Here is an 11557-nt window from a genome sequence, read left to right on the forward strand (position 1 = left end):
GGCGGACCGGCTCCGCGACAGAACACGAGTCGATTGACACGTGGACTGTCGCAAAACAGGTGCGGGGGCTACGCCACCGTGGCCAGGGCGAACGGGAGCACGGCGGAGGCCCCGGCGCGCCGGAGCTCCCGGCCGGCGACGGTGATCGTCCACCGGCTGTCGACCAGGTCGTCCACGAGCAGCACCGGGCCCTCGTGCGACTGCAGGGCGGCGGCGAGCGACGGATCGACCACGAAGGTGTCCCACACGCCGGACAACCGGTAGGCGCTGTTCGTCGCACCGTCGCCGCGAGGGGTCCCGCCGGCACGGCCGAGCGTGCCGAGGAACTGCAGCCGCCCGATCGTGGACAGCGCCTGGGCGAGGGACCCCACCAGCTCGGGCCGTGACCGCGAGGACATCGCCACGACGCCGGTCGGCCGGGTCTCCCACGGCCAGTCCTTGAGCGCCCGGACGCAGCCGTCGACGAGTTCGCGCGAGATCGGGGCATCCGGGGGGGACGGCGAGAACAGTGCACGCAGGGGACCACCCCAGCCGAGGTCGGTCAGACGCGCCACCGCACGGCCGGGCTGCACGAGCTCGTCCGGACCGATCTTGCCCCGCACCGAGACACCGAGCGACGACATCCCCGAGGGCCACTGGGCACGCGGGGCGATCTCGACGCCGACCTTGTCGAGCGCGGCCGCAGCTCCGGACGAGTCGGTGTCGGACACGGCGGTCGGGAACCACGCCCCGGCGCAGTTGTCGCATCGGCCGCAGGGCTCGGCCGAGGGGTCGTCGAGGTCCTGCTGCAGCAGCTGCATGCGGCAGGCCGAGGTGGACTCGTAGTCGAGCATCGACGCGGCCTCGGCAGCACGGGCCGCGGCGACGCGTTCGTACCGGGGTGCGTCGTACTCCCACGGCTGTCCGGTCGACACCCAGCCGCCGGTGACGCGTCGGACGGCGCCGTCGACGTCGAGCACCTTGAGCAGGAGTTCGAGGGTGGAGCGCTTGATGTCGACCAGGCCCTCGAGCGCCACCGTGGACATCGCGGTGTCGGTCGACAGGGCGCCCAGCACGGCGGCGGCACGGGCTTCGGTCGGCATCGAGGCACTGGCGAAGTACTGCCAGATCTCGCGGTCCTCGCGCCCGGGCAGGAGCAGGACGTCGGCGTTGTCGGTCGCACGACCCGCGCGACCGATCTGCTGGTAGTAGGCGACGGGCGACGACGGAGCGCCGACGTGCACGACGAACCCCAGGTCGGGCTTGTCGAACCCCATGCCGAGCGCACTCGTGGCGACGAGGGCCTTCAGCTCGTTGCCCTTGAGCTGCTGTTCGAGCTGCTCGCGCTCGTCGGTGTCGGTGCGCCCGGTGTACGCGCGGACGGCGTACCCGTTGTCGCGCAGCAGCCGGGCGATGTCCTCGGCCGCCGAGACCGTGAGCGTGTAGATGATGCCGCTGCCGGGCAGGTCGCCGAGGTGGGCGAGGAGCCACCCCAGCCGCTGCCGGGCGTCGGGCAGGGTCAGCACGCCGAGGCGCAGGGACTTGCGGGCCAGGGACCCGCGGATCGTGAACACCGGGTCGGCCGGGCCGGCGGTCAGCTGCTCGGCGACGTCCTCGACCACGCGCTCGTTCGCCGTCGCGGTGGTGGCCAGGACGGGGACGCCGTGGGGGAGCGACCGGATGAGCTCGGCCAGACGCCGGTAGTCCGGCCGGAAGTCGTGGCCCCAGTCCGAGATGCAGTGCGCTTCGTCGACCACGAGCATGCCCATCCGGGCGATCAGGGTCGGCATCTGCTCGTCGCGGAACTTCGGGTTGTTCAGACGTTCGGGGGAGACCAGGAGCACGTCGACCTCGTCACGGGCGAGGGCAGCCTGGGTCTCACCCCACTCGTGCGCGTTCGCGGAGTTGATCGACACCGCACGGACCCCGGCCCGCGCAGCAGCGGCGACCTGGTCGCGCATCAGGGCGAGCAGCGGCGACACCAGGACCGTCGGGCCACCCCCGCGCCGGCGCAGCAGCAGCGTCGCCAGGAAGTACACCGCCGACTTGCCCCACCCGGTGCGCTGGACGACGAGGGCGCGCTGCCGGTGCTCGACCAGCGCGGAGATCGCCTCGAGCTGGCCGGGGTGGAACACCGCGTCGGGGCGCCCCGTGAGCGCAGCGAGCGCCTGCTGCGCCTCGGCGGCGATGTCCGCAGAGGGGGAGACGGAAGACGACGCAGTGGACCCGACACCAAGACCAGACATGCCCCCATGCTGTCAGCACCGACCGACGAAACCCGGGTCGCGACTCCCGGCTGTGGACAACCGGACCAACCGGGCCCTACTGGTACGTGACCAACGACGGCGTCGGCCGCACGTCCCGCATGGTCTGCGCGGGCGTCAGCATGGGCGTGTCCTCGTCGGTGAAGTTCTTCCAGCCCCAGTGCAGCCCCTCCGGCGCGCCCTGGTGCAGCGCCTTCCACGTCGCCTGCTTGTCCGGCTGCGACCCCTGCCCGTCGACGTGCACGAGCATGTCGAGCTCCGGGTGGGTCCGCAGTGCTGAGCGGTCCTGGATCATCGACAGCCGGAACTGGTGCAGCACCAGGGCCTTCGGCGGCAGCCCTTCCTGCTTGACCAGCGCAGCCAGCCACGACGAGACCTTGTTCACCTCGGACGCCGACACGCTGCCGATCTGCTGCAGGGGTACCTGGTCCTTCGTGAGCCGCCACTCCGGGTCGAGCGCCAGCCACACACCGGGCTGCTTCAGCAACGACTCGTACTTCTTCGCCTGTGACAGGAAGTCCGACCGCCCCGGCTGCAGGTCGATGATGACCGGCATGTCCGCATCGTGGGCGGCCTCGACGTAGGGCTCGAGCGTCGAGACCGGCAGTTCGGTCGAGTAGTCGCCGTCGGCGCCGGCGTCGCCCGCGGCGACGGTCGCGATGACCTCCATCGCGGGCGTCACGAGCTCGTCGGACTCGGCCCGGTACGGCTTCGCGACCTGCTCGGCCCGCTGCACGGTCTGCTTCGGCCCCTGCTCGCCGAGCACTCCCAGCGCCGGCGCCCCGGGAGCCCCGTACAGCGCGACGTACCGGTGCCCGTCGAACGGCCGCTGGCCGCCGTTCCGCAGCTGGAACCCGCCCTCGGCCGCCCGCACCGTCCACTCCGGGTCCGGCAGGGCGTCGAACGCCGCACCGACCAGGACCGTCGGGTGCTTCGCCCGCTCGTGCAGCGCCGTCACCACGTCGGGTGCGGCAGCCGGGTCGGTCACGCCCTTCGGCATGGTCACGACCCGCGCACCGGCGGCCTTCGCGGTTGCTACGGCAGCAGCGTCCGCACGCGTGTCCGCCACCACCACGGTCGCCTGCCGGGAGGCCCCGGTCGACTCCGGCGCGTCACCGCCGTCCGGCGCCTGCCGCTGTTCGATGTCCGTGTCGAGCGACACGTCGCCCTCGGCCTGGTACCAGCCGGCACCGAGCCGGTCGAGCTCGCGGGCGACGGCAGCGTCCTTGTTCTTGGTCGTCAGCAGCACCGGGACGTGGGCGCTCGCCGCGGTCTTCGCTGCGTCGCGGATCCCGTCGGCGTCGTCGGCCGGGGCGACGACCGCGCCCGGAGCGCTGGCGAACAGCGCCTTGCTGACCCGGACCGACCGCGCTGCGGCGTCCGCAGCGTCGGCCACCGTGACGGTGTCGGCGGAGGTCTTCGCCAGGATCGGGCGGCTCGTGTCCGGTTCGCTCGACGTGCACCCGGCGGCTCCGAGCAGCAGGCCGGAGACGGCGATCGCGACGAGGACACGAGGGGTGGAACGAGAACGCATCGGGCCACCCTACGAGCCAGACGGAGAGGTCCCTGAGAATCCGACGGGTGTCGTCTCGTAGAAGGGATGCATGCCCCACCACCACCCCGACGACCGCCCGCTCATCGGACCGGTCCGGTCGCCCGAGGTGCACTGCATGACGCTCAACGTGCGTCGCCGCGTGCCGCGACGGTCGACCCACCCGGACGCCTGGGAGCTCCGCCGTGACGCCGTCCTCGCGCTCGTCACGTCCGAAGCGCCCACCGTCCTCGCCGTCCAAGAGGCCCTGCCCGCGCAGGCAGACGACCTCACCGCCGGCCTGGGGTCGGGTTGGGAGCCCGTCCTGGCCGGGCGAGGAGCACGCGGCGGTGGCGAACAGGTCGGCCTGTTCCTCGACCGCTCCCGCCTCGACGTCGTCGAGCGCCGCACCTGGGCGCTCTCCCGCACACCCCACCGCCCCGGCTCGCGGTCGTGGGCCACGTCCTTCCCTCGGCACGCCGTCGGCGCCGTGGTCGACGACCGCGCGACCGGCGTCCGGTTCCTGGCGATCGCCACCCACCTCGACGTCGCCTCACCGTGGGCCAGACTGCGGTCCGCCGAACTGCTCGGCCGGATCGTCCGGCAGCGCGGCCTGCCCGCCGTGGTCATGGCCGACTGGAACAGCCCCGCCGGTTCTGCACCATGGCGAGCCCTGGCGGAGGCGGGGGTCGAGGACAGCTGGGGGCGGGCCTCCAGGCAGGTGGGTGAGCCCTACGGGACGTACCCGCACTACGGGAGTCCGCGCGTTGGTGGTCGGCGGATCGACGGGGTGCTCGTGACCGCTGGGGCGGCCGTGGACCGCGTCGCAGTCGACGTGCGGCGGCCGGGCGGCGTGTGGCCGTCCGACCACGCCGCCGTGCACGCGATCGTTCGGTGGGCGTCGTGATCCGGGCGCTCGGGTCGACCTTCCTGCGGCCGCGGTTCCTGGTGGCCGACGTCGTGCGCGCCCTGACGCTCGTGAGCGTCGTCGTGGCGAGTGTCGGGTGGGGCGGGACGGCGTTCCCGGTCATGGCGCTCGCGCTGCTCGGGGTCGTGGTGCCGCGCATGCTCGGGCTGCGACCCGTCTTCGACCTGGCGGTGTGCGTGCTCGTGCTCGTCGCCGGGTGGTCGAGCGTGCTCGAGTGGTACACGACCGTCTTCCTGTGGGACAAGTTCATGCACGTCGTGCTGACCGGGCTGCTCGCGGCCGTGCTGTACGTCATCGGTGCCGACCTGCGTGCTGTGCCGGCCCCGCACGGGGAGCGCCGGGTGGTCGTCGCGGTGCTCGCGCTGTGTGCGGGACTCGCGGTCGGGGCCGTCTGGGAGATGGGGGAGTGGCTCGGGCACAACTTCGTCGACTCGAAGATCTTCGTCGGGTACGACGACACGATCGGGGACCTGGCGGCGGACGGGTCCGGCGGGTTGCTCGTCGGGCTCGGGTTGCCGTGGTTGGCGGCGCGGCGCGAGGTGGTGCGGCCGGGCTGAGCGTGTCGTTCGCGTCGCGTTGCTCCGACTCGCCGTGGCACGGAGGGGGTCTGACGTCCGCTATGCTGGACCGGTCGCTCGCGCTCCGGTCGGACGCGGGCGAGGATCCTCCGGGGTCCTGAGTTCTCCGGAACTCGCGGGCTGTGGCGCAGCTTGGTAGCGCACTTGACTGGGGGTCAAGGGGTCGCAGGTTCAAATCCTGTCAGCCCGACCGAAACGTGTCTGACACAACGGAAGAAGCCCACCGAGGATCTCGGTGGGCTTCTTCCGTTGGGATCGACCTCGTCCCGGCGAGCCGGGGCAAGGAACAACGAGACGACCGGACCGTCGGTGCGAGTCGAGCAGTGAGGGATTCTCGCTCAGTCGAGTCGCATTGCGCTGGCCGGAAGACCGCTGTCTCATCCAGGGATCGTTCCGACCCGATCAGTTCTCGGACCCGCCATCACTGTCGGTGCCCGCGTGTGCCCCAGCACGTTGTGCTGGGGGCGGCCGCAGGGCGTCCGTCGGCACCGTCGAGGACTTGGTGAGACCCTGGCCGACCTGCTAGTAATGAGACTCGTTATCACTAAGGAGTCGCATGCCCGATCGGTTCTCGACGGTCCTCCCGGCGCCGTCGCGGTCGGGCAGGATCGATGCGGTCCTGTGCCTGATGCGTCGAGCCCGTCGACGTGCGGCCGTGCGGATCGCGTTGCTCGCCGTGGTGCTCGCCCTGGTCGCCGTCGCAGCGATGATGATCGGTCCGGTGCCGATCGCACCGACGCACGTCATCGGCATCCTGGTCGAGCACGTCAGCGGGGCCCGCGCGGGCCACTGGTCTGCGTCGGCTGATGAGATCGTGTGGGGCACGCGGGCACCCCGCGTCGTGATGGGGATCATCGCCGGCGCCGTGCTGGCTGTGGCCGGAGCTGTCCTGCAGGCGCTCGTCCGGAACAGCCTCGCCGATCCGTACCTGCTCGGCATCAACTCCGGCGCCAGTACCGGCGTCGCCCTCGTGGTGCTCGTCATCGGGTCGGGGAGCGCGTTGGTGTTCTCCGGTGCGGCGCTCGCGGGCGCGATCGGTGCCGTTCTCCTGGTTGTGGCGTTGGCCGGGACCGCGAGCCGTCGGGGGCCGCTTCGGCTCGTGCTCGCCGGTTTGGCGGTCGGGTACGCCCTGAACGCGGCGACGAGCTTCCTCGTCTTCTGGAGCGACTCTCCGGAGGCCGCCCGGTCGGTCTTGTTCTGGCTCCTGGGTTCGCTCACGTCGGTGCAGCCGATCGCCCTGGCCGCCGCGGCGATCACGGGTGGTGTCGGACTGGTCGCGCTCGTGGTGATCGCACCCTTCATCGACGCGCTCGCTTCCGGAGACGATTCCGCACGGTCAGCGGGCATCGACCCGGAACGCGCGCGACTCGGCCTGATGGTCGCAGTGTCCGCGATGGTCGGCGTCATCGTCGCGGCTGTCGGCGGCGTCGGTTTCATCGGTCTCGTCGTGCCGCACCTGGCACGCCGACTCGTCGGCGGACGACACCGAGCGGTGCTCCCGGTGTCGGCGTTGCTCGGTGGGTCCCTGCTCGTCATCGCTGACACCGTGGCCCGCATCGCGTTCGCGCCCCAGGAGATCCCCGTCGGGGTCGTGACCGGGGTGCTCGGTGCGCCCTTCCTGTTGGTCCTCCTGCGTCGCACCGCCCCCGCAACAGCCCCCTGACCTTCCACCCCACGGTCCATCGCACCCCACCGGAAAGCCCCACATGAGAACCCGAACCCGGTCCACCACGGTCGCAGCAGCGATCGGTCTGCTGGCGACCGTCGCCGTGCTCAGCCTGAGCGCCTGCACGACATCGTCCGGAGCCACCGAGCCGAACCCGCGCACGAGCTCGAGCGGTGGCACGCACTTCCCCGTCACGATCCAGAACTGCGGATCCCAGGTGACGATCACCGCGACCCCGCGACGCATCGTGCTCGTGAACAACGACGAGCTCCCGAACCTCGAAGCGCTCCACGCCGTGGACCGGATCGTCGGTGTCACCGCACCGCTGGCTCCGGACCTCTACACGAAGCAGACATACCGCGAGCTCGCAGACCTCCACGCCCTCTCGACGAAGCAGACGTCGACAGGCGGCTCCGTCGTGTCCCAGGAGAGCTTGCTCGGCGCGAAGCCGGACCTGGTGATCGCACCCGCGAACGCCGTCGACCGGGACGCGCTCCAGGCTGCCGGGATCCCGCTCTACACCCCGTCGGCGTACTGCGCGAACCCCGGTCCCGACCTGAGCCGGACGGCGACGTTCGGCCGTGTCTGGAGCGAACTGCGGACACTCGGCACAGTGCTCGGCGAACCGGCGCTGGCCTCCGATGCGATCGATTCGGGCCGTGCCACGCTCGCGACGCAGTCCCCGAAGGACAGAGGAACAGCCGCTGCCCTCTACGTGTCCTCCGGCGGCAGCGTCCTCTCGCCGTACGGCGGTCCGAGCATGGTGACGCCGGTGTTCCGAGCGGTCGGACTGCGCAACGTGTACGCCGACTCGCACGAGCGCGTCTTCGATGCAGGTGTCGAGGACATCATCTCCCGCGACCCGCAGACGATCGTCCTGCTCTACTCGAGCGGCACGGCGCAGGACACCATCGACAGCTTCCTGACGGCGCCGGGTACATCGGGCCTCTCCGCGGTGCGCCACCACCGGATCGTCGCACTCCGCTTCCCGTTCACCGATCCGCCCTCGACCCTGTCGGTCTCGGGCCCGGCTGAACTCACACGGCAGCTCGACGCACTGCGGTGATCCGCGCACACGCGGTGACGGTGCGCGCCGGACGGCGGCTGCTCCTGGACACCGTCGACCTGGATGCGCCGACGGGCTCCGTGACCGGAATCGTCGGGCCGAACGGCAGTGGCAAGACCACCCTGATCCGCGCGCTCCTCCGAGCCGTCCCCATCCAGGAAGGCCGTGTCGAGATCGACGGACAGGATGTCCGGCACCGGTCACGCCGGTGGATCGCGCAACGCGTCGCGAGCGTGGCGCAGCGACTCGACCCGGACCCGGCGCTCACCGTGGCGGACGAGGTCGCGCTCGGCGGCCTCGCCCAGGTCGGCCCGGGCCGCGGCGACGGTGTCGGCCCCGACGAGCGTGTGGCGGCAGCCCTCGACGCGGTCGCACTGACGCACCGAGCCGGCGACTCCCTGGCCGCACTCTCCGGCGGCGAACTCCAGCGGGTCGGCCTCGCCCGCGCGATCGCTCACGGTGCCGACCATGTCCTCCTCGACGAACCCACCAACCACCTCGACCTGCGACACCGGCTCGAAGTCCTCGAACTCCTGCCGCACATCGCACCGACCGTCGTCGTCGTCCTGCACGACCTCGAGGCCGCCGCCCGCGTCTGCGACCACCTGGTGATCCTCGCCGCGGGCCGCGTCGTCGGCTCCGGCCCACCCGCCGATGTCCTCCGCCCCGCGCTCCTGGATTCGGTCTACGACGTCCACACCACCCGTCGCGACGACCCTGACGGTGACATCCACCTCACATTCCGCCTGCCAGCACCACCGGCCGTCCCACTCGCCCCTCTGGAAGGAACCACCCCATGACCGAGACGACAACCACCACACCGATCGCCACCGAGGCCGACACCGCGCGGGCACGTGACCTGGCGACCCGGTGGGATGCTCAGCAGACCGCGTACATCCGGCACCGGGCTGAGCGGTTCGCCACGATCGCCCGCGTGGTTGCCGACGTCTGCGCCGAGACGACCGCGCCGCGGATCCTCGACCTCGCGGGCGGAACCGGAGCGCTCGCGGAAGCAGTCCTCGCCGCGGTCCCTGGCGCCACGGCAGTGGTGGCGGACAAGGATCCAGCGCTCCTGGCCATCGCCGCGGACCTCGCCGCCGCCGACCGTCGGCTCGTGATCGCGGAGGTCGACCTCGCCGATCGGCGCTGGGCGGAGCACCCTGCGATCGCGGACGCACCGTTCGACGCCGTGGTGAGTTCGACTGCCCTGCACTGGCTCCAGCCGGGCACGCTCGTCGATGTCCACCGACGGACCGCGGACCTCCTCCGCGCCGGTGGCATCCTGCTCAACGGTGACCACCTGTCCTACCAGCGGGACGAGAGCACCCTGGCCGCCATCGCAGCGCGCGATGACGCCGTGACGCAGCGAGATGGTTTCGCGGCCGGCGCGGACACGTGGGACGCGTGGTGGGCAGCGGTGGCGGAGACGCCGCGGTACGCCGAAGCGATCGCGCGACGCGACGCGGTGTGGGGCGCGGAACTCCACGAAGCGCCGCCGAAGGTGACGCTCGGCTTCCACATCGAGTCGCTCCGCAGCGCTGGGTTCGCCGAGGTCGGAACGGTCTGGCAGTACCTCGACGACCACGTCGTGTACGGCGTTCGGTAGGCGGTACTGGCGAGCGCGGGACGCGTCCTCCGGAAGCCGGATCAGTCCGGCCGGGACGGCGGCAGCGTTCCGCGCTCGTGCGGGGAATCACCCAGTAGTTTCGACCGTCCTGCAATCGATCGATGACGAGCAGGCTCTCGCCTCGGATGACGACGGCCGCTGTTGCCAGTCATGACGGCGGCATCGGCGCTGATCGGGTGAGCGACTCGGTTCCGCACCCGAGATCGTTCAGCGCGCGTGCTCAGAGCGTCCGCGGGGCGAGGTGGCCGTCCTCGGTGTCGTACGTCGTGACGCGCCACGTCGGCCGGCCGTCGTCGACGACGCGCACCAGCTCGACCAGTCGTGGGCCGGGCCACTCCTCACCCGAGGCCTTCACGGCGTCGTAGTAGCTGGTGTCCGTCCCCGTGGCTTCAGCCTTGGTCAGGGTGACCTCGTGTCGCCGCACGAGGCTCAGGTCCGTGGCGTCGACGAGCGCCTCGACACCGCTGGTCGGTTCTGCGTTGGACTCGCCGAGGGCGTCGGTCTTTCCCGGGTCGGTGCTGCGGATCCGCCAGACCCAGTGCTCCGCTCCGTACTCAAGGCGGAGCCCGACGATCGGACCGCCCACGGCTTCGGACTCACCGGACAGGCTGTCGACCCAGTCGGACGGCCATCGCACGGCGGATGGCACCCCGGTGCTCGGCCAGTCGGAGCCCACCGTGCTCGGAGCTGGAGGGAACGCTGCGCACCCAGCAAGCACGATCGCGCTCGCAGTCGCCAAGCTGGCCAGCACCACAGATCTTCCGAAACCCACTGCATCCCCCTCGTGAGGAGCCCAGCGTAGACGAGCGCTTCAGGTACGAACCCGCGGGAGCTCCCCGATCGCCGATCCCGCAACGGCGTATCGCAGCGCTTGCCCCGCTGTTGGTCGCACGTACGCTGCCCCCATGTGGTGGTGGATCGGAACCGGCGTGGTCTTGGCTGCGCTCCTCGTGCTGTGGTTCGTCATGCACCGGTACACCAACTTCGGCTCTCGGGCGGCGGAGTTCGAGGGGACAGACCCCGAAGTCGCGGAGGCTCTTCGGCAGGCCGAGTCGGACATCGCGCGGGGGCGCATATTCTTCTGACGCTCCCGGGGCCGACCAGCCCCACGGCCGTCCGGCAGCCGCTCATCGACCGAGCCGATCTCGGTGTGTCTGCAGTCAGCTGTCGAGTGCGATGACCCACGGGATCAGCAGGAGACGACAGCAGCGCGCCCGATCAGCCCGAGCCCCGTCAGCGCGATGAGCAGGACCCCCACCACGTCCACCACGAGAACTCCACGAGACGAGGATGCCGGATCAGGCCCACTTCCGCTCGTGTCCGCTGAGGTCAGCCCGTAGCGTCGTCTCGTGGATCAAGACGTGTTGGCGGTCGAAGCGGCCACGGCCGCGGATGTTCCTTCGGCTCAGGTGCTCATCGACGGTGCGAGGCTGTGGCTCCGCTCGCGTGGGATCGACCAGTGGCAGGACCGGGTGCCGGACGCGGTTCTGCTGCGCGCCGCAGAGCAGGGGAACCTCTTCGTCGTGCGTCAGGACCGGGTGATCGTGGCGATGGTCACGGTGTCCGACTCGGACTCCGAGACGTGGGGCGTGGAGGACGATCCCGCTGTGTACGTGCACCGGCTGGCCGTGGCGCAGACGCATCGTGGCAGTCGGCTGGGGCAGCGACTGCTGGTGTGGGTAGGAGAGCGAGCCGCCGGGCGCGGGGCGGCCCTCGTGCGGCTGGATTGCGCGACTGACAACCCCGGATTGCGGCGCTTCTACGAACGGCAGGGGTTCCGCCACGTTCGCGACGTGACGGTCAGCGCCCCCGACGGTGGGCGGCAACTCGCTTCCAGCCTCTACGAACGCGCGCTGGTCCGGTAGCCGATCAGGCACCGGTCAACGTGGAGGGACTCGAGCTCGAGGCTGACTCGCAC

11 protein-coding genes and 1 tRNA gene are annotated in these 11557 nt (G+C 71.2%); 9 read left to right on the forward strand and 3 right to left on the reverse strand.

Annotated elements, in window-relative coordinates; genetic code table 11:
- Positions 1-68 precede the first annotated feature (68 nt).
- Together ACL00U_RS05645 and ACL00U_RS05650 are read right to left on the reverse strand one after the other, a co-directional pair.
- Positions 69-2225 carry a RecQ family ATP-dependent DNA helicase gene (locus tag ACL00U_RS05645; RefSeq protein ID WP_412873922.1) on the reverse strand — a complete coding sequence of 719 codons (2157 nt, stop codon included), beginning with the start codon at positions 2223-2225 and terminating at the stop codon, positions 69-71.
- 76 nt (positions 2226-2301) lie between these two features.
- A complete protein-coding gene (locus tag ACL00U_RS05650) occupies positions 2302-3777 on the reverse strand; it encodes a hypothetical protein (protein WP_412873923.1) in 1476 nt (491 codons plus the stop codon).
- A gap of 70 nt (positions 3778-3847) precedes the next feature.
- On the opposite strand from ACL00U_RS05650, the gene ACL00U_RS05655 reads away from it, so the two are divergent.
- From ACL00U_RS05655 to ACL00U_RS05685, 7 genes are all read left to right on the forward strand, one after another.
- Positions 3848-4681, forward strand: a complete 834-nt coding sequence (locus ACL00U_RS05655) for an endonuclease/exonuclease/phosphatase family protein (protein ID WP_412873924.1) — start codon at positions 3848-3850, stop codon at positions 4679-4681.
- Positions 4678-5259: a hypothetical protein gene (locus tag ACL00U_RS05660; protein ID WP_412873925.1), complete on the forward strand. Its 582-nt coding sequence runs from the start codon at positions 4678-4680 to the stop codon at positions 5257-5259. The genes ACL00U_RS05655 and ACL00U_RS05660 overlap by 4 nt, the downstream gene beginning before the upstream one ends.
- A 137-nt stretch (positions 5260-5396) precedes the next feature.
- Positions 5397-5470, forward strand: a tRNA-Pro gene (locus ACL00U_RS05665).
- A 366-nt stretch (positions 5471-5836) separates the two neighbouring features.
- Complete coding sequence (locus ACL00U_RS05670; protein ID WP_017885886.1) at positions 5837-6943, forward strand: FecCD family ABC transporter permease; 1107 nt, start codon at positions 5837-5839, stop codon at positions 6941-6943.
- Positions 6944-6986: 43 nt separating this feature from the next.
- Entirely contained in the window at positions 6987-8012 is a 1026-nt protein-coding gene (locus ACL00U_RS05675) for an ABC transporter substrate-binding protein (protein WP_017885885.1), read from the forward strand.
- Positions 8009-8812 carry an ABC transporter ATP-binding protein gene (locus ACL00U_RS05680; RefSeq protein WP_412873926.1) on the forward strand — a complete coding sequence of 268 codons (804 nt, stop codon included), beginning with the start codon at positions 8009-8011 and terminating at the stop codon, positions 8810-8812. Before ACL00U_RS05675 ends, ACL00U_RS05680 begins: the two co-directional genes overlap by 4 nt.
- Positions 8809-9618: a class I SAM-dependent methyltransferase gene (locus ACL00U_RS05685; RefSeq protein ID WP_017885883.1), complete on the forward strand. Its 810-nt coding sequence runs from the start codon at positions 8809-8811 to the stop codon at positions 9616-9618. Before ACL00U_RS05680 ends, ACL00U_RS05685 begins: the two co-directional genes overlap by 4 nt.
- A gap of 241 nt (positions 9619-9859) precedes the next feature.
- Here ACL00U_RS05685 and ACL00U_RS05690 read toward each other — a convergent pair whose 3' ends face one another.
- A complete protein-coding gene (locus ACL00U_RS05690) occupies positions 9860-10276 on the reverse strand; it encodes a hypothetical protein (protein WP_156463854.1) in 417 nt (138 codons plus the stop codon).
- 268 nt (positions 10277-10544) lie between these two features.
- On the opposite strand from ACL00U_RS05690, the gene ACL00U_RS05695 reads away from it, so the two are divergent.
- Together ACL00U_RS05695 and ACL00U_RS05700 are read left to right on the forward strand one after the other, a co-directional pair.
- Positions 10545-10724, forward strand: coding sequence for a hypothetical protein (locus ACL00U_RS05695; RefSeq protein ID WP_214584598.1), 180 nt, complete (start codon positions 10545-10547; stop codon positions 10722-10724).
- A 264-nt stretch (positions 10725-10988) separates the two neighbouring features.
- A complete protein-coding gene (locus ACL00U_RS05700; RefSeq protein WP_259552143.1) occupies positions 10989-11504 on the forward strand; it encodes a GNAT family N-acetyltransferase in 516 nt (171 codons plus the stop codon).
- The last annotated feature ends 53 nt before the right edge of the window (positions 11505-11557 follow it).

It is taken from the genome of Curtobacterium poinsettiae (genome assembly GCF_047226435.1).
In the GTDB taxonomy this organism is placed as follows: domain Bacteria; phylum Actinomycetota; class Actinomycetes; order Actinomycetales; family Microbacteriaceae; genus Curtobacterium; species Curtobacterium poinsettiae.